This is a genomic window from Paenirhodobacter enshiensis (genome assembly GCF_000740785.1).
In the GTDB taxonomy this organism is placed as follows: domain Bacteria; phylum Pseudomonadota; class Alphaproteobacteria; order Rhodobacterales; family Rhodobacteraceae; genus Rhodobacter; species Rhodobacter enshiensis.
Genome location: NZ_JFZB01000005.1, coordinates 140,162 through 165,936, shown reverse-complemented (window position 1 = coordinate 165,936; position 25,775 = coordinate 140,162). Strand labels below are relative to the sequence as shown.

General features: G+C 62.4%; 10 protein-coding genes, 2 tRNA genes and 1 pseudogene. 9 read left to right on the top strand and 4 right to left on the bottom strand.

What is annotated here, in order from left to right; translation table 11 throughout:
* Positions 1–8: 8 nt before the first annotated feature.
* Together CG50_RS03690 and CG50_RS03680 are read left to right on the top strand one after the other, a co-directional pair.
* Positions 9–96: transfer RNA gene (locus CG50_RS03690), tRNA-Ser, on the top strand.
* 993 nt (positions 97–1,089) lie between these two features.
* The gene (locus CG50_RS03680; protein WP_036635352.1) at positions 1,090–2,337 is read left to right on the top strand and encodes a tyrosine-type recombinase/integrase; all 1,248 of its coding nucleotides are present in this window, start codon (positions 1,090–1,092) and stop codon (positions 2,335–2,337) included.
* 62 nt (positions 2,338–2,399) lie between these two features.
* Here CG50_RS03680 and CG50_RS03675 read toward each other — a convergent pair whose 3' ends face one another.
* Positions 2,400–2,654: a helix-turn-helix domain-containing protein gene (locus CG50_RS03675; protein ID WP_036635350.1), complete on the bottom strand. Its 255-nt coding sequence runs from the start codon at positions 2,652–2,654 to the stop codon at positions 2,400–2,402.
* A gap of 950 nt (positions 2,655–3,604) precedes the next feature.
* Positions 3,605–4,256, bottom strand: a pseudogene (locus CG50_RS16460) (IS5 family transposase); the annotation flags it as partial.
* A 465-nt stretch (positions 4,257–4,721) separates the two neighbouring features.
* Here CG50_RS16460 and CG50_RS03660 point away from each other — a divergent pair.
* The 3 genes from CG50_RS03660 to CG50_RS03650 are packed head-to-tail and all read left to right on the top strand — an operon-like array spanning position 4,722 to position 18,942.
* Positions 4,722–7,805 (top strand): hypothetical protein, encoded by a 3,084-nt coding sequence (locus CG50_RS03660; protein ID WP_152559416.1) that lies wholly within the window; start codon positions 4,722–4,724, stop codon positions 7,803–7,805.
* Positions 7,802–12,742 carry a DEAD/DEAH box helicase gene (locus tag CG50_RS03655; RefSeq protein ID WP_036635343.1) on the top strand — a complete coding sequence of 1,647 codons (4,941 nt, stop codon included), beginning with the start codon at positions 7,802–7,804 and terminating at the stop codon, positions 12,740–12,742. Before CG50_RS03660 ends, CG50_RS03655 begins: the two co-directional genes overlap by 4 nt.
* A gap of 29 nt (positions 12,743–12,771) precedes the next feature.
* Positions 12,772–18,942, top strand: a complete 6,171-nt coding sequence (locus CG50_RS03650; RefSeq protein WP_152559415.1) for a hypothetical protein — start codon at positions 12,772–12,774, stop codon at positions 18,940–18,942.
* 837 nt (positions 18,943–19,779) lie between these two features.
* On the opposite strand, the gene CG50_RS16455 is transcribed toward CG50_RS03650, so the two are convergent.
* Together CG50_RS16455 and CG50_RS03645 are read right to left on the bottom strand one after the other, a co-directional pair.
* Positions 19,780–20,985 carry a tyrosine-type recombinase/integrase gene (locus CG50_RS16455; RefSeq protein WP_081880262.1) on the bottom strand — a complete coding sequence of 402 codons (1,206 nt, stop codon included), beginning with the start codon at positions 20,983–20,985 and terminating at the stop codon, positions 19,780–19,782.
* Positions 20,986–21,318: 333 nt separating this feature from the next.
* Positions 21,319–21,403: transfer RNA gene (locus CG50_RS03645), tRNA-Leu, on the bottom strand.
* Between the two features lie 173 nt (positions 21,404–21,576).
* Here CG50_RS03645 and CG50_RS03640 point away from each other — a divergent pair.
* The 4 genes from CG50_RS03640 (at position 21,577) to CG50_RS03625 (ending at position 25,764) form a co-directional block, all read left to right on the top strand.
* Positions 21,577–22,563, top strand: coding sequence for a complex I NDUFA9 subunit family protein (locus CG50_RS03640; RefSeq protein WP_036635338.1), 987 nt, complete (start codon positions 21,577–21,579; stop codon positions 22,561–22,563).
* Between the two features lie 15 nt (positions 22,564–22,578).
* The gene (locus tag CG50_RS03635) at positions 22,579–23,379 is read left to right on the top strand and encodes an undecaprenyl-diphosphate phosphatase (protein WP_152559414.1); all 801 of its coding nucleotides are present in this window, start codon (positions 22,579–22,581) and stop codon (positions 23,377–23,379) included.
* 159 nt (positions 23,380–23,538) lie between these two features.
* A complete protein-coding gene (locus CG50_RS03630) occupies positions 23,539–24,972 on the top strand; it encodes an NAD(P)-dependent oxidoreductase (RefSeq protein WP_036635332.1) in 1,434 nt (477 codons plus the stop codon).
* 72 nt (positions 24,973–25,044) lie between these two features.
* On the top strand, positions 25,045–25,764 hold the full coding sequence (locus CG50_RS03625; protein ID WP_036635329.1) for a hypothetical protein: 720 nt from the start codon (positions 25,045–25,047) through the stop codon (positions 25,762–25,764).
* Positions 25,765–25,775 lie beyond the last annotated feature (11 nt).

The following is a 25,775-nucleotide window of genomic DNA, read 5'->3' as shown; positions in this document are numbered from 1 at the left end:
GCTGCGCCGGAAGCGTGGCCGAGTGGTTTAAGGCTCTGGTCTTGAAAACCAGCGAACCGAAAGGTTCCGTGGGTTCGAATCCCACCGCTTCCGCCACTTACTGTCGTATCCGTATGATATGATGGATCTTCTGCCGAAATTCAGATTTCAGCCCCACATCCAGCCCCACATCTGCACTATGGTAAGGCTGTGAGCCCGGGAAATACGATTTTCTCCTTGCATCGACGTCTCAATCTGATGCAGCATGATGTGCATCGGATCAGGTCGTCTTAACCTGACCCACTTCGTAATAATATCGCTCAACCGGTCATGTGCAGGATGCATCGGACTGCCCAGCAAGGGTAGACCTGTGTCTTGCAAGCCTGAACAGCCCGATCTTTTCCAATCGACCTCATTCTCCGATTCGCAGGCCGAACAAAGTCCTGCTTCGAAGACCTCAACCACAGCGCAGACGAAAGCACGCAAAGCCAAACCGGCCACGGCCAGGGTGGGGCGGGCATCTCATTCCGATCGCCCTTCATGCCCCTCGCACGGCGTGCCTTGGGACCCCCACGAGATCAGATACCTGACCGACAAGATGGTCGCCGCGCGGTATGATGTGTCGCGCGCGACGATCTGGCGGTGGACCAAGGATAATCCCGACTTCCCGGCCCCGCTTTCGCTTGGCTCAGGCTCCTCGCGCTGGGCCCTGCCTGATCTCGTGGCTTACGAAGCCAGCCGCCGTAAGATCCAAACCGGCGGCACTGCCAAATGAGCCGGTCTTATCACGGTGTGCGCCCGCACAAACATCGCGTCTATTCCGTCGACGATGTCATGGCCCTCTATAAAGTGTGCCGGAACACAGTGTCGAACTGGGTAGCCAGTGGGTTGGATCCCTCCGATCGAGGGCAGCCATACGTTTTCCGGGGCGCTGACCTGATCCGTTTTCATCAAGTCTGCGCCCCAAAAAAACAGTCGCTCCCGCCTGGCGCATTTCAGTGCCTGCGCTGCAAGGCTAGGGTCGCTCCTACGCTTTCGACCATCAGGATTGCCCCGCAAAAGCCTGGCGTGTTCGTGGCGAATGCCACCTGTCCCAACTGTGCGGCAAGCATGACAAAGCTACTGGGTGAGACAGAGTACGACAAGCTCCGCAGCGCCCTCGAAACCAATACGAGCCTGGGCTCGATAGTCGAAGATTATACGCGAGCGCAGGCTTGTATTGGGAAAGATAAAGGTATCGCGCCCGACAGGCTTTCCCGCGCCAATGATCGCCTCCTCTATTCCTGGATCAAGTACGCGGGGCGCTACGACCCGAAGACGGTCAACGCGCATCTCATTTCAATCCGGGCTTTCGAAGTTTTTGTTGGCGGGAAGCCCTTCGTAGACCTGACCAGGGAAGACGCGGCGGCTTGGCGTGACCATATCATCCGCTCACGTGGCGATGACTTGTCACTGGGAACATTGCGGCAAAGGGTATCGCATCTGCGTCTCTTCTTTGGCTGGTTGAGCAAGCAGCCGCACTATGCCCACCTGGCCGCCCTGCCAGACTACGTCGTCTTGCCTCGTCGTTTTCAGGCTAAGTCCGAAACCGTGCCGCGTGCCTTCCCGACCATCGACGAGGCGGCCGAGATGCTTGACCGAATGTCTTCTGCAACACTGAAAGATCGTCGGGCCAGGGCGTTGTTTGCCTTTGCATTCATCTCAGGCTTCAGGGCGGACGCTTTGACGACGGTACGCCTGCACCACGTCGATATGACTGGCCACCGTGTGCGGCATGACGGCAAGCTGATGCGCACGAAAAACGGCAAGAGCTTTATCTCGAACTGGTTTCCGCGTACCGAACCGTTTCGTCAGGTGTTCGAAGATTGGGTCATGGAAATCGAAGAGCTTGGCCTCGGCCCCGATGACGCTTTGTTTCCGGGACTGAGAGCACTCTCCCAAGCAAGGACGCCAAACCGCGAGCCGATCCCTCCGATGGCAAGTGCTGCAGCGGTGACAGAAGCCTTTCGTTTGGCCTCTTCCGATGCGGCCCGTCGTTACTCCCCACACGCGGCCCGCCATACACTCGTCCATCTGGGCGATCAAATCTGCCGAACATCCGAAGAGCGTAAAGCGTGGTCGCTGAACCTTGGGCACTCGTCGGAAGCCGTGACATGGACCCATTACGGCAAGGTGAACGATGAACGTAAAGATGCGATCTTCGAGGCTTTCGAAGACAACGCCCCCACCACCTCTGACGAGATCTCCTTGATGTTGGCTTACCACGAACATCAACTGGTACGTGGCACCCCTGAATTCACTCGCGCTGAAGCCCTTGTCGAAAACAGACGCGACATGCAGCGGCAGCGCAAGCGCTGAGTCCGACAGGGGCGCCGCGGACAATTCTGCGACCTATCCCTGATATTTCAGGCCAGAATGCGTCAGGTCTCGGGCCCGTCACGCAAACCGGCTTCGGCCTCGCTCACCAGGTCGGTCAAGCTCATGCCGAGCCCACGAGCGAGCCCCTGCATCGTATCGAGGCTGGGCATGTGCTTTCTGCTCTCCAATAGCGAGACATAGCGCATGCTCAAACCCGCGCGATGAGCGAGTTCTTCCTGTGACAGACCTGCAGCAAGCCGTCGCTGTCGCAAAACACGGGCGAAGGAGTCCAGCAGAGGATTGGTGGCATTTTCCATTCCTCTCGAAAACCGCTTCACCGGACTTGCATCTATGAAGTATTTTGTGAATTATGCGAAACAGGTGATCCTTCCCCAATGGCTCGTTTCCCATGGTTTCCACGCTGCTCCTCCTCCGCTCAACGCTGCGCTGCTTTCAGGTCAGCTCCCGTGGCCGCTCTACAGAGTGATCAGTGGCATCGGATGCCCGAGCGCGTGACTTTTAACCAGCGGGACGGTGCGCCGGACGTTTTGTCGTCGTCCATAGAGAGCCTTCCGGCGCGCATTCCACCAATTTCGTCCTTCTGATTTCCAAGACATCGAGGTCTACATGCGTTTTCTACCCATCGTCGCGTTCTTTGCCGTCGCAAGCTGCGCGTCGCCTTCCGCTGAAACCGTCACGGCCCCAGACGGGCAGGAACTGACCACGGTTCGCTGCACGTCGAAGACCTCGAAATGCTTCGCGAAGGCCCAAGAGGTCTGCCACGGTCAGCCTTATCGTGTGACGAATAGCTATTCCAATGCGGGAGGCTTGGCGGCGGATTTGTTACCTGGCCCTGTGACTTGGTATACGATGACCTTGCAGTGTGGCGTCCCCGGCGGTGGCATGCCCAGCTTTCCGTTCCGCGGGGCAACCTATGCCGATGCGCTCGCCAGCATGCCTGCTCCGACGAGGCAGATTTCGCGCCCAATTCGCTGCACATCCAGTCGACTTGGCTACAGCGTTAACACGACGTGTTATTAAGGGGGCTAATCCATCACGTGCCGCCCAGCCGGCCCTAAAGGCCTTGTTAGTCTACGGCTGCCAATTCAAGAACGCTCACCTTGTCGGCGACGGGGTGACGTTCATTTGTCTCGAACCGGGCGCCTACGCGGCCTCACAAGGGGCCACGGCCGCTCATTCCGAATGTGATCGAGCGGATTTCGAATCCACTTTAAAGCTCATTCCTAGGCTCAGGACTCGTTCTTGATCACAGCCAGAACAAGACCGTTGCAGCGAGCATGATCGTGGAGAAGAAGGTTTCCGGGCACCAGTCGTATCGGGTTGCCACACGGCGCCAGTCCTTGAGACGGCTGAACATGATCTCGATGCGGTTGCGTCGTTTGTCGTGGCGCTTGTCGTATTTGACGACCTTCTTGCGGGACTTTCGGGCTCAGATGAAAACCTTTATCCAATTGTTGTTCAACGATTCTCTGAATCAGTCAGCGTCATAGCCTCTATCGGCGAGCAGCCACCCCGCCCTCGGCAGGCTGCCCAGCAGTGCCCCCGATCCGGTATAATCGCTGACCTGTCCGGCGGACATGTAGAACCCGATCGGCCGCCCCTTCGCATCCGCGACAGCGTGCAACTTGGTGTTCATGCCATCTTTGGTGCGCCCGATATGGCGCCCGGGCCCCCTTTTTGCCCCCTAGGCTCGATGCCGTGCGGTGCGCCTTGAGATAAGTCGCATCGATCATGATCGTCTTGTGTTCGGCGCGCTCAGTGGCAAGGCCCACCATGATCCGGGCGAAGACGCCGTTGTAGCTCCAGCGCTTCCACCGGTTGTAGAGGGTCTTCGGCGGGCCATATTCCTTCGGCGGATCACGCCAACGCAAGCCATTGTGATTTATGAAGATTATGCCACATCGAAACGTGCATTTGGATTGCTGCCGTTCGCTCGTAGCACAGCGACTGGCCGGTTTCCGCAGGTCATACTCTGGAACTACAGCTCGCCGTCGCGCTCTATCGACAGTCGCGGGGTGTCTTAACCCGTTCGTTTCTGTCATCGGCGAAATCGACCGTTATTGTCCCGCCAGCCATCTATCCCCGACCTTTTGGCCTGAAGGCATGCATCGCGCCACCACAGGCGCAGGAGCTCCAGGAGCTGCGGCGAAAGCATGGCGTTGCGGCCCTTGCAAGCCGATTACCTGTACGTCAGAGTGAACCACACTCAATCATGAGCGTAACAGTTGCGGAACACCGCAACTCTTTTCTTGCGCGCGAATATCTCTTGTACGCGTTTATCGCTAAACTCGAAAAAATAATACGTTACCAAAATGTACAGTTTTATTAGTAAAAACAATGTATTACATGGAGGATCCTCCCGCTTGAGTGCCGAGAGTAATGTGTCGCTTGATCGATTGGCATGGGTCGAAACTGCCTTCAATGCCGCATGGACCGGTCCAACTTCTACTCCGTTTATCACAGACATCCAAGCTCGCGGTGATCTCCTCCACGATGCGGCACATTTCGCTCACGAGATACCGCTGTGGCGCCTATTCAATTCTGCCCCGACGCTCGCGGTCTGGGCCGTTCTCATCCCGCTTGCGCGCAACTACGGCATCTCGACCAATGAGGTCTACAGCCATATCAGTCGCTTCGTCGGCGAGAGCTTTGATGAACAGGAGGCCCGCGAGGATCTCAAGACCCGCTACCGCCGCACCGCCCAAGCTCTCGGCCTGCCGGTATTCGGCAACGAGCCGACAGGCCTCTTTTTCGCACCACTCGGTCCGGCCCAGGCCCACCACGGTGATCTCGCCCGAGCCTTTGTCGGTGCCGCCCTTCACATTGGCCCGCCAGCAATCGAGGATACGGCTTCCGCACGGCGCTGGCAGAGAAGAGTTGTGGCCGATCGCTGTGCAGGACTCGCCCGCCTCAAGGCGACCATCGCCTTCGACACCTCCGCCCATGTCGCCCGCCGCTTCGAGGCATGGCGACATGGCGAAAGCCCCGTGGGAGATACCGAAGCCCATCTCTTCGAAGCTTATGATCAGGCGGCACGAAGCCTTGGTCGTTCAAGAGCCGACATCGTCGGCCCGCCACGCCTTGTCTGGACCGGAGATCACCTCACCCTCGAAACCGAGACGTCGCGCGAACTACAATCCCTGCGGCTCGGGGCCATCCCGACTCGACTTGCTGGCGGCAAACGCCTCCAGGTGCCCCCGCCTTGGCGCCCGACCATTCGCTGGACCGCGGGCACCCTCTCCCGGGACATCCCCCTTGCCCCCGCGGAAGGTGAGGTTCTGGTCTTCGATGCCGACACCGGCGCCATGCTCTCTCGCCTCTCCCCTGAACAGGGGGAAATGGAAATTGCCGCAGAACGGCTCATCGTCCTTTCCGGAGCCCCTTTCACAAGCCCTTCTTTCGGCGACGCTATCCCCGCAAAGGATGCGTCCTTCAGGATTGCTTGGGTCAATGCGGACGAAACCCTCGCTTTCGAGGGGCGCTCCGACCTTTCATTCACGCGTCCGGTCGAAGACGCCATTTGGATCGACGCCCCGGTTCTCGGGCGCGACGGAAGCAGGGCCCTCTATGCTTGCAACGGCGGGCTGCAGGTGCGGATCGCCCCGGAGATCGGCGGGCCAACCCGGATCATCCGGACCCGCATCGGCGGACAGGTCCGTTTCCACCAGGTCGATCTCGGCGCCACCGGCGAAGTCCGCATGGCCTTTGCCGACGCCCATCTCGAAGCCCTCGCCGATCCATCGGAAGTTCTCTTCGAGGTCCTTACGCCCGGGGCGGCCGGAGACCTCGAAGCGCGGGTCGCCCTGACCACGCGCTGCTGGATATGGCCCGGCATCTCCGCCCCCGACGGTGACCTTGCGGACGTCCCGATCCCTGCCAATTTTGACCCTGCGCGCAGCGCCGGGCTGCGCGCGATCGACGGGCGCCTCTCGGTCGATCCCGAGGCTGACCAGGAAACCCCGATCCTCGGGCTTTCCGGTCCTGACGGAGTTCACGAATTTCGCCTTGTCGCCCGTGGCGAGAAGCTCTGGCACTTCCGGATGGCGCGCGGCGACAGGGTCTACGTCCCGCGCGGGGCCACGCTGGTCTTCGGTCACGCCAACCGACACGATGCCCTCATCCTGCGCTCGCCGGACCGCGACGCCTCGCTTCTTGTTCTCGGCCGTGAGAGCCGGCGTCCCTTTCATCGACGACAGACCATTGAGATAGGTGAGGCGGATCTCGAAGAGGACACTGAAGACGACCGCATTGCCCTGCGGAGGGCGGACGGGCGCGTCGATCTTCTCGCCCGACTTCGCCGCGCCACCGACCCGGCTGGCCTAGAAATCAGCGAAGACCCCGACGAGATCCGCCTGCGCTTTACCCCCCGGACAGACTGCGACGCCCTTCGGGTTCGCATAGAGCCCGTCTGCGGAGCCCTGATCGAGGGGGAATATGCCTTCGGCCGCGCACCCCTCGATCTTCCTTCGCTTCAGGGCGTTCGCACCACGCGCGATCACGCGACCAGCCAGGTCGAGGTCATCCTCGATCCTTCGCAGCTGCCCGCGCCGGCGCGCGCCACCTTTCTTCTGCGCGACAACGCGGGGGTACTCCTTCCGCTTCGCGATGTCCGCAATGCACCGGTCGCGATCGGGCTTGCCGGAGAGATCGACACGCCGCAGCGAGGCCATCTCCTCGATCTTGCCCGCTTTCTCGCCGAACCCCAGCCGGATAGCCTGGGCGGACAAATCGGTCGGGCCCTCTCGCCAGCCTACGAGGCGGCACTGGATCACGTTGGCAAGTCTCACATGCTCGGATCGATCAAGCCTCTCCTCGCCGTTGCCCGGGAGGATCGGCAGCCACCCCGGCACGACCTCGTCGGCGCCACTCCCTGGATCTTCGAAGCAAGCCCGATCGCCTTCGGCGGCCTAGACATCGACACCGGCCTTGCGCCGATCTCCGACATGGCCGGAGAACCCTCGCCCGTGCCGCCTCCGCGCGTCGATGGAGACACGCCACTTTCTGACTGGCTCGGGCGCGTCTCGACGAGTGCTGGCATCCCAATCGGATTCCAAGCCGACAGGCTCCAGCATGCCTTCCAGGCCCTGCGCTGGCGGCTCAAGGAAACCGATCTCCACGACCTCGTCGGGGAAGGGACGCTTGCGGGAACCGTCAAGCTGATCTGTGGCGCCCATGTTGAAGGCCTCGAGAAACTTCGCTCCTTCGATACGGGCGGAGGTGCGGATCCGCTTCCCGCCCGAATCGCCGCGCAGGTCGAGCGCCTTGCCCGCAGTTGCGCCGAACGCCGGTCTCACGCCTTCGTCGATGACGTCGTGTTTCGAACCGGCCTACCCCGGCGCGAAGTCGGGCAGGCACTGACCCTCATGCTGAGGGTCGGCGTCGAGTTCTTCGCCTATTTCCGTGCGCTCTGGGCGCATGCCAGCAAGGATGGATCCCCCTCCGCATGACGCCCCTCAATCCCAACGATTTCCGCGAGCATCTCAACGACGTCCTTGCGCGCTTTGTCGCGACGTCTTCGCCAATCAACGGCATCCGTGCGCCCCGTCTCGCGGAAGAGCTCAGTAACGTCATCGGGCAGCTCGACTTCGTCAAAGGGCCTTATGTCGAGACCCTTCCCGATTTCGAGAAGGGAAAATCTCTCCGCGGACTCCAGGAAGAAGGCCTTCTCACGCCGCATTGGCAAACCCTCGCCTCGACAGCTCCTGCCGTCTTCGCCCGGCCCCTGCACGCTCACCAAGAAGCGGCAATCCGGCGGCAGGACAACTACCTCGTCGCCACCGGAACCGGCTCAGGGAAAACCGAAAGCTTCCTCTACCCGCTGGTCAACGACATCCTGTCTCAGGGGGATCTCGAACGCCCGGGAGTGCGCGCGATCCTCGTCTACCCCCTGAACGCGTTGGCCAACGACCAACTGGGGCGGATAGCGAAGCTCCTCTTCCACGACCTCGGCGATCCCGGTATCACGCTGGGAAGATACACGGGCCAGGTCAAGTCGCGCGCCACGCGGGATGAGGAAATCACGCGCCTTCGATCCTCCCCGAGTTTCCTAGAGGCCTTCGGCGAGGATGCCGACGTGCCCGCGAACTGGCTCCTTTCCCGCGCGGAGATGCGCGAGGCTCCGCCGCACATCCTGATCACCAACTACGCGATGCTCGAGCACATCCTGCTCCTTCCGACCAATCGGCAACTGCTGATCGGCGCTGACCTGCGCCGCATCGTGCTCGACGAGATCCACACATATGCCGGCGCCCAGGCGATCGAGGTCTCCTTCCTGCTGCGCAGGCTCAAGGCCCATCTCGGAATCCCCGACGGGCAGATCCGCTGCACCGGGACCTCGGCCTCACTCGACCCCCGCCGCAAGTCGGAACTTGCGGATTTCGCCTCTCGGCTCTTCGGCGAACCCTTCGCCGGAGAGATCTCCGTCATCACCTCGAAACGCAAGATCCATCCCAGCCTGGCCGGCGGCGCCATGCCGAGCGGCCTCTCTCCCGAGCACTGGGCGCGGGCACGAGATCTTGCCGAAGCCGCGCGCGACGCGGTCCAGAACGACACGCCGATGTCGATCGAGGACTGGAATCTCGAGACCGAATTTCTCGACCTTCCAAGACTTCACCTCGATGACGCCCCCTCTCTCGGCGATGCGCTGATCGAAAGGCTCGCCGGATTCGAGGAAATCCACCGCATCGCCCGGCGTCTCGAAGGCGGATCGGTCGCAATCGAAATCCTCGCGCGCGAGGTCTTTCCCGATGCAGGGGAAGCGGCCGTCGCCGCGCTCGTCGGGCTGATTTCCGTAGGCGTTCTCGCCGTCAGTGCCGACGCAGCGGTCTTTCCGCTTCTTCCTGCCCGCTATCACCTGATCTCGCGGGCGCCGGACCGCATCGGGATTTCGCTTGCGGCCGGCGGCGCTGACAATCTCCGCGAAGTCCTGATCGGGGCCGAACGTGACGACGAGGACCGCCCGGTCTACGAGCTCTACGTCTGCCGCAACTGCGGCGAGCCCTATCTCGAAGCCTGGGACAACGGCATTTCCCTCGACCCGACGCCTGGCGCGGGAGTCCGCCATCTCTTGCGGCTTGTGCCGGGCGGGCTGGCTATCGAGGAGGAAGATGACACCGAGATCGCCCTTCCCGGCCAGATGGTCCATCTCGATCCCTCGAACGGGCACCCGATGGAGGAGGGAACACCAGGCACGGTCGCCCTCGAGGCTGTGCCTCTCGAACAGGATCCCGACGACGGCAAGCGCTACATGCACCGCTGCGTGGCCTGCAATCATCGCTCCGCGCGATTCAATGAACCCATCACAACCGTACGTCCCGGCGACGAGGCGATCGCGGCAGTCGCCGCCCAGACCCTCCTCGAATCCATGTCGTCACGCGATCTCGGCACCACCCCCCCGATGGGCGGACGCAATCTCCTCGTCTTCTCCGATAACCGCCAAGATGCCGCTTTCTTCGCCCCATTCTTCGAGCGCACATCACGCGAACAGGCAGTGCGCAGTGCGATCCTTCGGGTCGTCGAGCGCAGCGGGCGCATGGATATCGACAACATCACCGGCGCGATCCTGCGCGAGCTTCAGGCCGACGGGCTTCGCCTCTACCGTCCCGGCGTCGTTCCCGAGCGCGAGACCGGGGAAAACGAGCGTCTCCGCCTCAAGGCTCTCGTTGCCGCCGAGATCACGGTCTTCGGGCGGGGACGTCTCAGCCTCGAGGGCTTCGGTCTCATCGGTGTGGATTATGACGCCATCGCACGGCCCGTCGATATGGTCCGGGGCGCTCTTCCCGACGCCATGAAACCCTACGCCGATACCTACGTCCGCTACCTGCTGAAAATGATCCGTGAGCACCGCGCGATCGCGCAGAAAGAATCCGGCATGATCGACCTCGAGGACGAGTCGATCTGGACGCGTATCGCCTCACAACAGAACCGCTGCGTGAGCCGTGAGCGCAATCCCCACACGAACCTTCCGCTCAGCCTCGTGCCGGCCGCCGGTCGGCAGAACCGCTTCACCGACCTTCTCGAACGCATGGCCCAGGCCTGCGGCACGACGATCGACGAGAACCAAGTCCGCGATGTTCTGACCCAATTCTGGAAAGCCATCGAGCACCCGAAATCGATGACCTCGAAACATGGTGTGGGACGCGGCCTGAAACTCGACCGGGGCCTCCTCATTCTTCCCGGTTCTGAGGTGTCGCTCTACCAATGCCTGTCCTGCGGCACGCGAACCCAGTTCGATACTGCCGGCGTCTGCCAGTCCATGAGGTGCAATGGAAAGCTCCACGAGGTTCCGTGGGACGAACGCCAGACCCTCGATGCTCGCAACCACTACGTGGCCCGCTACCGCGAGCATCCGCAAATGGGCATTGCGCGCGAACATACCGCGGCGATCTCCAGCGAGATCAGGTCCGAGATCGAGGAGAAATTCAAGGCAGGCGAAGTCAACCTCCTGTCCTGCACGACCACCATGGAAATGGGGGTCGACCTCGGTGATCTCGAGTCAGTCCTGTGCAAGAATGTCCCGCCCTCGATCGCCAACTACCAGCAACGCGCGGGACGCGCCGGACGCCGCGCCCAAGTCGCGCCAATCGTACTCACCACCGCGCGTTCCGGGCGCTATGACCGGGCGGTCTTCGAGAAGTTCTCCGAATATCTCGCGGCCCAGCCGATCATCCCCTACCTCAGCCTCGACAACGCGGGCTTTTTCCGTCGTCACCAGCTCTCGATGCTGCTGGCGCGCTTCCTCGAACACCGCCTCGCGGGATACACCCGGACGGGATCTCCCCGCATGCGTGACGTCTTCTCCGATGCCCTGACAGAGGAGGCCAGAAAGACGTTCGACACCTCCTTCGCCGACTGGATCGAGCGGGCGGACCCGGACCTTGCGGCCGCCGCAGACCTGGCCACCCGCTTGCCTCCTTCCCTTCGATCGATCGCGCTCGACGCGGCAGGTCTGAAGGCCTCCCTGAGCGAGCGGATCTCGCAATTCGCGGACATGGCCTGGGGTCGTTTCGGACTGATGCAGGAAGCAATCGACGACCTCGAGGCACGCCGAAACGATCTCCAAAAGACGGAAGCCGACAAGTTCATCAAGATCGACCGGTCGCTGGGCGCCCTGCGCACCCAACAGAAGCTCTATATGAACCAATTCTTGATCGACCAGCTATCGCGGCGAGCGATCATTCCCACCTACTCGTTTCCGGTTCACTCGGTCTCGCTCGAAGTTCTCAATACGGCCGGTCAGACCTCCGACACCGCCGTGCTCGAACTCGACCGCGACGGCTCGATCGGAATTTCCGAATACGCGCCGAGCGCCGAGATCGTCGCCGGAGGCCGAGTTTGGGTAAGCGCTGGGATTTCCAAGCGATCGAAATTCACCGGAGACGACGCCTTCATCGAACGATCCCAATACCGGGTCTGCGGTGCCTGCCGTTCTCCCCAAATCACCCTCCAGGGCGTGGAGCCAAAGAAGCATTGCCTGCAATGCGGCGCCGCGTTCCAAAAGACCAATGCGACTCGGGCCTTCATCCGGCCCCATGGTTTCGTCACTTCCGTCGCCGATGGTCAGGGGCGCGACCCGGGCGCGACCCGGATCCGTCCAACAATCTCCGATGAGGCCCTGCTTCTCACGGAGGCTCCACGCTCCAAATACACCGCGACCGACCTGCCCGGCATCCTGACCTTCCACGCGCCGGGCTCGAACCGGCCCGAGGATGAACTCGGGCGCATCATCACCGTCAATCGCGGACGCCATGGCGGCGGCTTCGCCTGGTGTCCGAGCTGCGAGCACGCCGTGCCCGCGCATGGACATGGTCCCGACCTCGCCTGGCAACAGCCGACGCTTCTCGCTACCCATGTCAACCCACGCAGCGGACAGCCTTGCCGTTTCGATCCCACCAAACAAGCTTGGCCGATCGATCTCGCCCATGTCTTCGAAACCGATGTCCGCGGTCTTCTCTTCGAGAGCCTCCCCACAACCCCCTCGGGGGACGCCATCCCCTCTGACAACTCCCTCGAACGCACGCTGCAGGAGGCGTTGCGGCTCGGCGCCGCCGAACTCCTGGAAACCAATCCGCGTGACCTTCGCGCGCTCGTTCAGAAACTCGACGGCCTCATCGTTGTCGTCATCTACGATTCCGTCTCCGGTGGGGCGGGTTACGCCACGCGGTTGACAAACGAGACCGGGTATCTCGCGCGAGATCTCCTTCTCTCCGCCCGCAAGATCCTCAACTGTCCCAACCCCGATTGCATCACCAGCTGCACGCGCTGCCTCAACGACTATTCGAACCAGCGCCACTGGCACATGTTCAATCGCCGCCCAGCCCAGGCATGGATCGAGACGATCCTGCTCGATGCCGGCGTCAAAATTGACCCGCAATGGGACATCTGAAACACATCGAAAGACAGACAGGCGCCTTCATGCTCAAGCACAAACCCCTCGATCCAACTGTCCGTTCGGCGATGACGGAGTTCTCTATCTCCAGTAAGACCCCTAGAACGACGGATTTCCCGAAGTCCCATCCCGCTTGCATCGTCATGGCCGGATGGACGACGGAGGACTGGGAAAAGCCCGAAGTCTTCAGTGACTTTCCCCTTCTGGAAATCTGCCCCGAGGCTCCTGCCTACTTTGCGCAGGCAGGCCATTTCTCGGCGCGCGACCTCCGCAATATCGTCTCTAGCTTCGGCCTCGACGTAGATCATCACGATGCGGAGGCGATTTATCACATCATCCTCGAGCGTGCCGAAGGGGCTCCCTGGGTTCTTCCGATGCTCGAGACGATCATCGCACGGCAAAGGCTCAAGAACGGCGGTTTCAAGAATAAGAACAAGGTTTCCTACGTCCTGAAGAAATTTCCTCTTTTGAAACTGCGTCTCAAGGCAAATCCACAACTCCATGAGCGGATAGGCGAACTTCTTCTTCCACCGGTCGCCTCCGATATCGCCGTGGCAGCCTTCTGCGAATACGCGATCGAGGCCTACTACCGGAAGACCGAAAACAAGAGCTTCTTCGAAGAGCACTACATCGAGGCGAGGAAGATCCTATCGGATATCAGTCCTGCCGACATCATCATGGGCGAGCTTGGCCAGATCGATGACATCGAGGATTGGGTCGAGCACGCGTCCCTGATCACATCCCTCATGTCCGACCACCCTGACGCCGTCTCCGAGTACCTCCATCTCCACCTCATCGCCACCCTGAAGCATTTCAGCCAGCACATCACGCCGACGAGCAGCGTCGACGATTTTGAAACCATCATGGTACTCTCCGGGGCCGCGGCAAAACAGGCAAAGCTGCTGCAGACCCCGCGCAAGGAAACCGTGATCGAACAGGTCCGGAAACTCGGAATCGAGGTGGATCCCAACCTCGTCACCGACGAGGCGGTTGCCACGCTTTCCGCCGCGTTGGATGCGGGTCTCGTCATGCGGGTGCGCATCCAGGACCTCGCCATTGCCGACCTCGAGGAAAAGATCGCGGAAACCAAGGAGGCGATCGCCGCGGCGAATGCCGAGGAAGATTACGCCCTCCTCACCCGCCTCGCGCCGCAGGCGGGTGAGGAGAAGGAGGCCCTGCGCGTCGCGCGTGACGTTCAGGAGGCCATTCTTCTCTGCCTTGGCGAGTTGGTCTCTGGCGCGGCGGAAGATCAGGATGCTGCGCTGGCCGAGCTACGCGCCTTCATCGAGAAGAACGACCCGGACACAGAAGACTACTCCAAGGCCGATGCTTCCCTGGCATCCGAACTCTTCACCCCGCCTTACGCCGAAGAAGACCCCGTCGAAGACCACACCGCCGCAGACGATGTCGACCCCGAAGATGAGGTCGAGGACAACTCGCCCGTCGACGCCACGAGCGTCTCCTCCGACCTCGTGAATAGCGATGATTCCGAAACCGCTGGGCACGATCAGGCGGAGGGGAACACATCTGAGCCGACTGTCACCGATGCATACGAGGAAGACACCGTCGAGGCGCAAAACACCCACGCAGGCATCGATGAGAACGAAGGCGCGGCGAAGGAGATCGAACCGCAGGACGTCAATCCCCAGCCTGACGCCGATTCCGTCGCTATCGAGAATCCCCTCGAACACGCACCGATTCAGTCTGCCATTGAAACGGCGGAAGATAGATATTCTGAACCCGAGGCGCTTCCCGATCTCATATCTCGGATTGAGCCTGAAACCTATGTGGCCGAGATCGACATCGACACCCCCCCGCCGGTCCCAGTCTCGGTGCTGGCAAGCCTGATCTATCGCAATCTCCTCGGGATCGCCGCCGATGCGGCGAAGAGCTTCGAACACGAAGGCAAGCACTGGCCGATCCGGGCCGTTGTCCTCGAGGCCGCCGCCGGCAGCCGCACGCCCCATCGCAAATACGGGGCTGACACCCAGCGGTTCCTGGAACTCGCCACCCGTGGGGCGGGTGATGCCGCATCCGATGTCGGTTCCATCCTGCTCCTCGGAGCATTGATCCGGCCCGCGCTGCTCGAGACTTCCCTCTCCAGCCTGCGCAATATTCTCCACGAGCTTTGCCGCGGCAGCCTCGGGCAGCACCTGCAGCAGGCCACGGATGCGATCTCGGAACTCGATTACGACTTCCCGCCCGACGCCGACGAGCTGGCGCGCCTCTCCGGCGGCCAACGCACGCCCCAGAAACAGAGGCTTGCGGCCCAGCTCGGCAAATGGGCCAACACGGTGTCGGCCAAGACCTCGCGCTGGCCCTTCGCCACCGCCATCATGCACCACATCGCCTCGCCCGCCGGCCCCATCGGCGCGGCTCTCTCTGCGATCAGTAACGGCAACAAGAATGCGGCTAGCCTCGCTCGCGAGGCGATCGACGGTCTCTCTTCCGCCTCGAAAATCGAGACGCTGTCCGCGGAATACGCGAGCGAGGCTGGGCGCAACACGGCCCGCCTGCACCCTAAGGGGATCGAGTATCTCGAGCGCCAGCTCGAGGAGCCCCTCGGCCTTCTCGACAGCTGGATCGACGCAACTACGCGCGAGGGCAGCCAGGGGCAGAAATCCGAGGCGCGTCTGCGCACCATCGTCGGAAACCTCATCTCCCGCCTCGAGAAAGCCGAAACCGGGCTGCGGGCGGAGGCGAAAAGCGCCCCCGACACACTTGCTGGAGCAACTGCCCACTGGGTTGCGGATCAGGTCCGCGAAGTCCTGCAGGCACTGCGCGGAGAAGATATCGGCGCCTTCGCGACGCTCGATGAAGCGCTCGCCGCGGAACGCGATCTCCTGCCCGCCTCGGTGCGTGACACGCTCGATATCCCCGAGGGCCGCTTCGACGCCTTCAGCGATCTTCTCAACGAAACCGTCATTCCCGATCCCAAGGGCGCCCTGGCCCAGGCGCGCGAGGAAGGCGCCTTCGATACCGCATCCCGTCTCGCCAGCCGTTTCGGCATCGACGTCCAGGACGGCCTGACCCATGACATGAAGGTCTTTGCGAAAACCTGGAGCGCGGAGATCAACACCCGCGTCCGTCGCCTCAAAACCCTCTCGAAGGTCGACTACAAGCACCAGGAAGAGATCTCCAGGCGCCTTGCACTCTGCGAAATCCTTCTGGGGCGCCTCACGGCGATCGACAACGGATCCGAGGTCCACGACCTTGCCGAACTACCGGCGGCTGCGGCCGAGATCGATGCCACATGCGCCCAGATCGAGGCCAAGATCCGCGCAGACCAGGTTCAGCGCATCGACCAATATCGCAACGACCGCAACTCGGAAGAAGCCGACACCCTGCTCGGGGCTCTCGACGGCATCACGGTCGAGGCGGCCGAAGACCGCATCGCGCAACTTCGCGATGGTCGCTCCGCTGCGATCTTCCAGACCGAACTTGGCGGGCTCGTGTCCGACTTTCTGCCCGACTTCCTCGCCTATGCGAGCTCTGCGCAATGGCCCACGACCAGCGAAGCGCTCGAGCGCACCGTCGCCGCGGCGGGGCCTCTGCATATCGAGGAAGATCGTCGCGGCGCCGGCCTTGATCTCATCCATCTCTACCGCGCCATCGGCACCTCGATGCAATCGAAGCAGCCCGACCTGCCGAAGGTTAAAGTGCTCTTCGAGGAGATCGGCTACGACAGCGTGAAGATCCACAACCCCCGGCCGGTCGGCCGTTCCGGACTGTGGCAGGCCCAGCTTGGCGGCCGGATCCAACCCCTCCGCTCCGGCGACTGGTTCCTGCCGCCGGTCTTCGGCTCGCAGGCCACAAACGGGGCGGGCGCTCATCTCGTGCTGATCGGACGCGATACCCTTCCCGAGAACCTCGTGAAGACTCTCGCTTCGGACATGCCCGCGATCCTTCTTTTCGCCGGCGTCGTCGATGCCCAGCGGCGGCGTGAACTCGCCGAACATCTGCGCGACAACGCGATCCCCGCACTCCTCATCGACGAGGCCCTCATTACCTTCGCTGCTACCCGCCGTCAGGCCAGGGCCCGGACCATCTTCGAATGCGGATTGCCCTATGGCCGCATCGAGCCCTACACAACGGACGCGGGCCAGCTGCCGCCCGAGATGTTCTTCGGGCGCAGCGAAGAGATCCGCCTCATCATGTCGAAAACGGCTGACGGCTGCCTCGTCTACGGCGGGCGTCAGCTCGGCAAGTCCGCCCTTCTGGGCCATATCGCCCGTACCGAGCATGCCCCCGAGAAGGACCGGATCGTCGTGACGCGCGAGGTCCGACCGCTTGGAAAATCCGAGAAGCCTTCGGAGATCTGGTCCCATCTCGCCTCGATGCTTTCACCCGAGATCGTGCGTCCCGCCAGCCGCAACGCCGAGGATGTCTCGCGTGACATCAAGGCCTGGCTCATGCACCATCGACAGGGGCACATCGTCGCCATGTTCGACGAAGCCGACAACTTCATGGATGCTGATACCCGCGACGACTACCCCGAGCTCGCCCGCCTCAAGAAGCTGATGGAAGAGAGCGGGCGCGCGTTCAAGGTCGTCTTCGCCGGCCTTCACAACGTCCAGCGGATGTCTCACCAGCCGAACTCTCCGCTCGCCCATCTCGGCCTGCCTATCTGCATCGGTCCGCTGAACCGGACCGAGGACGACAAGCGCGCCGCGCATGATCTCGTTGTCTCGCCGATGCGCGCCGCGGGCTTCCGTTTCGAAAACCACGAGGCGATTGAGGAAATTCTGGCCTGGGCCAACTACTACCCCTCTCTGATCCAGGAATACATGAAGGGGCTTCTCTCCACTCTCCATGGCAGCGGTTCGGGCAAGCCCTATCGACTGCCCGTGGGCGATCCCCTCTGGCCGATCTCGAGTGACGCCCTCTTTGATCACCGCGGCTTTGGCGAGATCGAGAACCGGATCCGCTTCAAGTTCCACCTCACGCTGAATCTCGATCCACGTTACGCGCTCGTGGCCTATACGCTCGGCCGGCTCAACGTCGAGGGCCAGGAAGACAGGGCCCGGGTCACCGGCTTCGATCCACGCGAGCTTCTCGACGAAGCGAGCACCTTCTGGCCGCGCAGCTCCGAGATCCCGCCCCTTGCCGCCTTCGAGGCCTTGCTCGAGGAACTCTTCGACCTTGGCGTTCTCGGCCGCGTTCCGATCCCCGGAACCAAGCGCTTCCGCTACCTGCTAGGCTCGCGCCAGGTCGCGACCATGCTCGGCTCCGAGGACGACATCTACCATGCGCTCGCCGAAATCGAGGAAAAGGATCCGGAGGTAGCCTATGACCGCTCCGTCCATCGGCGGCGCTACAACCTGAACACCTCCGGCAACCAGGGCGAGTTTTCCTACTGCCCGCTCACCGATCTCCAGATCGAGCGCATCGTCCAGCCCCAGGATACGACCGGACAGATCGTCTGCGGCCTTGAGGCCCTCGGGCTTTCCAAGGTCGGCTCGTCGCTCAAGCGCATTGCCGAATCCGGCCACCTGCCCGGAGCCCCCGAGCAGGGGATCAACGTGGAGATCGTGCGCAGCAAGCGCGAATTGCGCGCACCCGTCGAACGCAAGGGCGCCTCGCAAAACCCGGTGATCCTCGTCTTCACGCCGGAAGATAGCAAGGAGGCGCATGATGCGCTGATCTGGCTCGAACATCAGCCGCGGGTTCTCAATAAGCAGGTTCGTCCGCTTCTCCTTCTCGATGCCGCCAACACGGAGATGCGCGACATCGCCATCCGGCGGCCTGAACAGAGCCAGTTTCTCACCGCCTGGGGGGCGGAGATGATCCGCATCCACCTGAGCCATATCGAAAAGGTGGAGCTCGATACCAAGCCGATGCGGTCCGCCATTCTTGCGGCGGCCGGCGGCATCCCTTCTGAAACCATCAAGCTGATCTCCGCGATGCGGGTGGCGGAAGACCCGCTGGAAGTCGCTCGGGAATGGAAGGTGTCTTTCCGTATGCCGGCGGGACTTCTCAATGGCCCCCTGGGCAAAGCCCTTTCCATTCTCGACATGGGGGATGACGAAGACGCCGACACTTTCAACGAGATCCTGCGCGATTACGCAGGAGCCGATCTTGTCGATATCGGGCCGGACCTCGTCGCAACCGGTCTTGCGACCTGGTTCAAGAAAAAAGCTGGACGCATCCGCCGCTCCGCACTTGGCGATCTGCTCGCTAGGGGGAGGGAGAAATAGACACGAATCTTCCCCGAAACCTCTTATCATAAAGTTCGTTACCGACCTGCTTCGTCGCTGGGGAGGCGTGAATTGCCGCTCGATCAGAGGTCACACATTCGTAGTTGACGTGATCGTCAGCCCGTTAGCGTAGCGCAAAGGCCAAACAAAACTCTTCCATATGAACTCATCAGGCCAATGTCCTGTGCATGAACTACCTACACCTCCATAACCACCTTGAAGCGGATCCGGATTTCGCGGCGTCGAGCGGTTTTTCGAATGTCCATCCGGCAGACGGGTTTTCCCTTGGTGGCCGCGTAGGCCCCCGGGGGCGTTTTTCGATTTCCCGAATGGTCCCATCATGCTCTGCATGATGCACCCTCAACCGATCCCGAACCTTGCGATCTGCGGATGCGGATCGAAAACGGTACCATACCCTCGCCCGGAAGCGCCTTCATCCTGGCGTTTCTCGACTTCGCCCACAGCGTGATAGGAGCAGAGGCGTTTAACGACCCCGGCGTGCTCGCTTCAGAGGCGTAGTTCGCGGCCTTGTTTCCCCGAGGTCCGGACGACGATCTTGCCGCAGCATTCGGGGATGCCGCCCTCTACGGCCGGTGCCGGGAATTCACACTCCCCGCCCAAAGTGATCAGTGCTGCACTTGGCCATTTATGCCCGCTTCGGGCTCGGAGCTGTCATGCGGCGGCGCGGTGAGCCTTTCTTGAGGCCTGCGCCGCTGAACCGACGCCACCGGCCGATTGCGCACGGTCGAAGCAGCGGCCGAGCAGTGGTGCGCCCGGCACATAGCGGATGGTCAGGCAGGACGCCTGGCACCGCAGCGCCCTGCCCCTTGCGTCAATTTACGGCCTCCCCAGGCCACACACGAAATCCGCCCAATTCTGCATCATTGTTCGACGTTCATCGAGAAGGTCCGTCCGGTGATATGCCGCTTCCGTGGTATTCGGGATTGTATGCGCCAGTGCCCGTTCAGCCAGATCGCGGGGATAGCCGTTTTCGGAAGCCCAATCGCGAAAGCTGGAGCGAAAACCGTGCGCCGTGGCTGATCGGTCTGGAACATCACTTGGAAAATTCTTAAGTCGCAACACCTTTGTCATGGTCATATCGCTCATCGCGTCTGCCCCGCGGGTATTGAAAACGAATAGACCGCCAAGATGAGTGCGCTGCCGCTCTCGCAGAAGCTTGACCGCCTGAGTGCTCAGCGGGACACGGTGTTGACGTCCTGCTTTCATCCGTTCGCGCGGAATGGTCCAGGTTGCGGTCTCAAGATCGATTTCATCCCAAGTTGCCCCTCTGACTTCGCCGGACCTCCCCGCTGTCAGGATCAAGAACAGCAGTGCCTGACGGCTGATGGAAAGCCGGGCAGCCTCGTTCATGGTGCTGACAATGTCAGGAAGGTGCCGCCAGGGGGCTGCGGGGTGATGTGTCACCCGGTCTCGCGCTCCTGATTGCCGAGGCAACAGCGCATCAACGGCCGAAAGCGGATTTGTCGTACAGTGGCCATTGGCGACGCACCACGTCATGACCCGCTCGCAGCGCTGCTTAACCCGGCTTGCCGTTTCTGCTTTCTGGAGCCAGATCGGCTGAAGGACTCCAGCGAAATCCGCAACGGTGAGCGTATCCACGCTACGCCGTCCCAGTTTAGGAAAGACATAGGTTGTAAGGGTGTTGATCCACTGATCCCGATGCTTTGCATTCCGAAAGCCCGAGGCGATCGCTTGAAATACCGTCCTTGCCGCATCTTCGAACGAAGGTACGGCATCCTGTTTGCGGTTTGCTTGAGAGCGCCGGTTCTCAATCGGATCGATCCCCCTGGCAATCAGCTCTCTGGCATCCATTGCTCTGCGGCGCGCGTCCGCAAGCCCGAGCTCCGGGTAGGTGCCGAGCCCCATGTCCCGGCGCTTTCCAGACACCGGTGACACGAAGCGCATGTAGAACTTCCCCGCCCCAACCTTCTTGGCCGGCTGAAGATAGAGGCCCGGGACTCCACCGACCGCGATAGCTTTGTCGCCAGGTTGCAGGCTCTTTGCTTTGGTGTTGGAGAGCATGATGCTCGCCCCTTGTTCCTAAATTGGCCCCACATAGAGCCCCACACTATCGATGTGATGGCGTGATGCTGGGTGCATCGGGACAAGACAACGTCAAACATAAAATCAAATAAAAACAATGATAAATATGAATTTTCTGGAAAATTTTGACAGCATTTTACAGAACTATGGCGGACACCGCTTCCGCCATTATTTTCAGCGCTGGTCTTTGCGTTGCCGGATCCGCCGGGCTGGCTGCGATTTCGCCGATCCGGGCCGTTTTCAGAGATTTTGTTCCAGAAAAGACGAAGGCCGCGCAACCTGGTAGGGGTTGCGCGGCCTGCCGCGAAGTATTGGTGCCCAGAAGAGGACTCGAACCTCCACGCCTTGCGGCACACGGACCTGAACCGTGCGCGTCTACCAATTCCGCCATCTGGGCGATGTCGTGAGGCGGGATTTACCGATTGCCATCGGGGGTGTCAACAGGGGGTAAGCGATTTTCTTCATCCCTTTTTCCGACGCTGCGGCGGGCCGGGCGGGCCGGCCTTGTCCGGGCAGGGGCAAACGGCTAATCATTGCAGGACTTCAGACGAGATGAGGAGGGCTGAGCCCATGTCCAAGCTGGTCACGATCTATGGCGGTTCGGGATTCGTGGGACGTTACGTCGCGCGCAGGATGGCTCAGCAGGGCTGGCGGGTGCGTGTCGTGTGCCGCCGCCCGAACGAGGCGCTCTTCGTCAAACCCTATGGTGCGGTCGGGCAGGTCTCGGTCGAGTTCTGCAACATCCGCGACGATGCCAGCGTCCGCGCGGCGATGCGCGGTGCCGATGCGGTGGTGAACTGCGTCGGGATCCTGGTGCAGGACGGGCGCAACCGTTTCGACGCGGTGCAGGCCGAGGGCGCGGCGCGCGTCGCCCGAATCGCGGCGGAAACCGGGGTCGCGCGTCTGGTGCAGATCTCGGCGCTCGGGGCCGATGCCGCCTCGCCCAGTCAGTATGGCCGCAGCAAGGCCGCCGGCGAAGCCGCGGTTCTTCAGGCCTTCCCGAAGGCGGTGATCCTGCGCCCGTCGGTGATTTTCGGCACCGAGGACGATTTCTTCAACCGTTTCGCCACGATGGCCGTGCGCAGCCCGGTCCTGCCGCTGGTCGGCGCCGAGACCCGGTTCCAGCCGGTCTATGTCGATGACGTGGCTCAGGCCGTGGTCAAGGGTGTGCTTGGCGAGGCCGAGGGCTGCTATGACCTCGGCGGTCCGGATGTCGAGACCCTGCGTCAGCTGATGACCCGTATGCTGACGGTGATCGAGCGCAAGCGCCCCATCGTCGCGCTGCCGCGCTTCGTGGGCGCGCTGATCGCCACGGCCGGCGATGCGGTGCAGGCGGTGACGCTCGGCCTCGTGACCAACCGGGTGCTGACGCGCGATCAGCTGCGCAATCTTTACGTCGACAATATCGTCGCGCCCGAGGCCCGTGGCTTCGCCGCGCTCGGCATCGCGCCGGTGGCGATGGGGGCGGTGCTGCCCGATTATCTGTGGCGCTTCCGCAAAGCCGGCCAGTTCGAGGCGATCCGCGCCTCGGCGCGCAATCTGCGCAAACTTTCGTAAGGCGAAAACCGCATCATGCACGACACGATCGTCGCGGCCGTTCTGGGGCTGCTCGAGGGGCTGACAGAGTTCATCCCCGTCTCCTCTACCGGCCATCTGTTGCTGGCGGGGCATTTCCTCGGGTTCAACTCGACGGGCAAGACTTTCGAGGTGGTGATCCAGCTCGGCTCGATCCTGGCGATCCTCGGGGTCTATGCCCGGCGTCTGGTGCAGATCTTCACCTCGGCGCCGCACGATCCGAAGTCGCGCCGGTTCATCGCGGCGGTGCTGCTGGCCTTCCTGCCGGCGGTGGTGATCGGCGTTCTGGCGCATGATTTCATCAAGACCGTGCTGTTCGAAAGCCCGGCCCTGATCGCCTGGATGCTGGTGCTGGGCGGTATCGTGCTGCTGGTCGTCGACCGGCTGCCGCTGCGCCCGGTGGTGCATGACGTGATGGACCTGCCGTTGTCCAAGGCGCTGGCGATCGGCTTCTGCCAGTGTCTGGCGATGATCCCGGGGGTGTCGCGCTCTGGCTCCAGCATCGTCGGCGCGATGCTGATGGGCGTCGACAAGCGCGCGGCGGCCGAGTTCAGCTTCTTCCTGTCGATGCCGACCATGGCCGGCGCCTTCGCCTATGACCTCTACAAGAACCGCGACGCGCTCAGCAGCGGCGATCTGCATCTGATCGCCATCGGTTTCGTCTTCGCCTTCCTCTCGGCCGTGGTCGTGGTGAAAGGGCTGCTCGATTACGTTTCGCGTCATGGTTACGCCCTGTTCGGCTGGTGGCGAATCATCGTCGGCGGGCTTGCCTTGCTGGGTCTGACGCTGGGTCACTGATTGGTTGGTCAGCAATACTGACCAACTTTACCCTCACTTTTTGTTACATCCGGCCCCTTACCGCGATAATTCCGACAGAAAGGTCAGCATTGCTGACTTTCAATTGAGTCGGAACGCGTGTATTTCTGCGCTCCCGACAGGACCCAGTGGAGCGCAGCCATGGCCAAGCAACGCATGCTCAAATTCGTCCACACGCAGCGCGAAACGCCCCAGAAGCGGGATGCGGATCAGCGGGCGCAGGACTTCAGCGAGATCTATCGCGAATTCTCCGAAGCCAAGGCCGAGGAGCAGGCCAGCCGGTGCAGCCAGTGCGGCGTGCCGTTCTGCCACGCGCATTGCCCGCTCCACAACAACATCCCCGACTGGCTGCGCCTGACCGCCGAGGGCCGCCTGCAGGAGGCCTACGAGATCAGCCAGGCCACCAACACCTTCCCCGAGATCTGCGGCCGCATCTGCCCGCAGGATCGTCTGTGCGAAGGCAATTGCGTGATCGAGCAGTCGGGTCACGGCACCGTCACCATCGGTGCCATCGAGAAATTCATCACCGATACCGCCTGGGAAAACGACTGGGTGCAGCCCATCGCCCCGGCGCGCAGCCGCACTGAAAGCGTCGCCATCATCGGGGGCGGCCCGGGCGGTCTGTCCGCCGCTGACGTGCTGATCCGCGCCGGGCTGAAGGTCACCGTCTACGAGCGCCACGATCGCGCCGGCGGCCTGCTGACCTACGGCATCCCCGGCTTCAAGCTGGAGAAGGACATCGTCCTGCGCCGGGTCGAGCAGCTTGCGAAGGGCGGCGTCGAATTCGTGCTGAACTGCGATGTCGGCCGCGACATCACCTTCGCCGAGATCCGCGCCCGCCACGATGCGGTGCTGATCGCGACGGGTGTCTACAAAACCCGCGAGCTGCGCGATCCGGGGGCCGATGCGGCCGGGATCGTGCGCTCGATCGACTTCCTGACCGCCTCGAACAAGAAGGGCTTCGGCGATGCCGTTCCCGAGTTCGACAACGGCACCCTGAACGCCGAGGGCAAGCGCGTGCTGGTGATCGGCGGTGGCGATACCGCGATGGACTGCGTGCGGACCTCGATCCGGCAGGGCGCGACCTCGGTCAAATGCGTCTATCGCCGCGACCGGGCGAACATGCCGGGCAGCCAGCGCGAAGTGCACAACGCCGAGGAAGAGGGCGTCGAATTCGTCTGGCTCGCGGCGCCGAAGGCGTTCTCGGGCAATCCGGTGAACCGCGTCACGATCCAGAAGATGCGCCTCGGTGCGCCCGACGCGACGGGCCGTCAGTCGCCCGAGCCGATCGAGGGCGGGATCTACGAGGAAGAGGCCGATCTGGTCATCAAGGCCCTCGGTTTCGAGGCCGAGCCGCTGGCCCAGATGTGGGGCGCCGACGATCTCGAGACCACCCGCTGGGGCACGGTGAAGGCCGATTTCGGCACTCATGCGACCTCGATCCCCGGCATCTACGCCGTGGGCGACATCGTGCGCGGTGCCTCGCTGGTGGTCTGGGCGATCCGCGACGGCCGCGAGGCCGGGGCCGAGATCCTGCGCTACCTCGACAAGGCCGGCCGCGTGGCCGCCGAATGAACGTGACGCCCGCACACTGACGCGGGCGGAAAACCGAAGCCGGGGCCGGTCCCCATCCGAAAGGTCGAAGCGGTGCGTGCGCCTGTTCTCTGTCTGGCGGCTGTCGGAGCCTTCCTCGCGGGTCATCCCGCCGGGGCGGCCACGGCTTTCGTGCCGCCCGAGGGCTGTCAGGTCGACTATACCGTGCAGTTGCGCGGTTGCCGGGTTGAAAACCACTATCGCTGCGCGGCCGATCCCGCCGGCGAGCGGCGGATCTCCATCGCCGATCAGACGGGCGAGTTCTTCATCAGCCGGATCGACGACGAGACCCGCTGGATCGGCTCGGCGGCACCGCAGGACGGGACGTTCACCGCGCTCGATCTCGCTGGCTCGGCCGACAATGCGTCCTTCACGACGCTGCTGGCGACGGGGCGTGACGATTACGATTTCGTCACCCACGCCCTCGGCGGCGAGACCCGGCGCTACATCGGCCACGACCGTCTGACCGGCGAGAGCGTGACCGTCAGCGGCCAGACGCTCGAACGGACCGAGTTCTCGATGCGGATCGAGGACGAGGCCGGAAACCTTCTCGCCACGCGCTCGGGCCGGCAGCTGATCAGCCGCGGGTTGCGGGTGTTCTTCGGCGATGCCGAGAGTTTCGACTCCGCCGACGGCACGCGCAGCGATGACATCTCTACCCCGGTGAGCTTCGCCTTTCCGGGTCAGGACGGCTTTTCCGCCGCCAAACCGATTTTCGATTGCGACATGATGATGAGCCTCATGTCCCCGAACCCTCACCATCCCACTCTCTGAGGAGGCAAGTG

Coding starts and splice junctions, on each gene's coding strand:
- CG50_RS03635 (WP_152559414.1), top strand. CDS start 22,579: ATGCACGACACGATCGTCGCGGCCGTTCTGGGGCTGCTCGAGGGGCTG.
- CG50_RS16455 (WP_081880262.1), bottom strand. CDS start 20,985: ATGCTCTCCAACACCAAAGCAAAGAGCCTGCAACCTGGCGACAAAGCT.
- CG50_RS03680 (WP_036635352.1), top strand. CDS start 1,090: ATGACAAAGCTACTGGGTGAGACAGAGTACGACAAGCTCCGCAGCGCC.
- CG50_RS03675 (WP_036635350.1), bottom strand. CDS start 2,654: ATGGAAAATGCCACCAATCCTCTGCTGGACTCCTTCGCCCGTGTTTTG.
- CG50_RS03640 (WP_036635338.1), top strand. CDS start 21,577: ATGTCCAAGCTGGTCACGATCTATGGCGGTTCGGGATTCGTGGGACGT.
- CG50_RS03630 (WP_036635332.1), top strand. CDS start 23,539: ATGGCCAAGCAACGCATGCTCAAATTCGTCCACACGCAGCGCGAAACG.
- CG50_RS03655 (WP_036635343.1), top strand. CDS start 7,802: ATGACGCCCCTCAATCCCAACGATTTCCGCGAGCATCTCAACGACGTC.
- CG50_RS03650 (WP_152559415.1), top strand. CDS start 12,772: ATGCTCAAGCACAAACCCCTCGATCCAACTGTCCGTTCGGCGATGACG.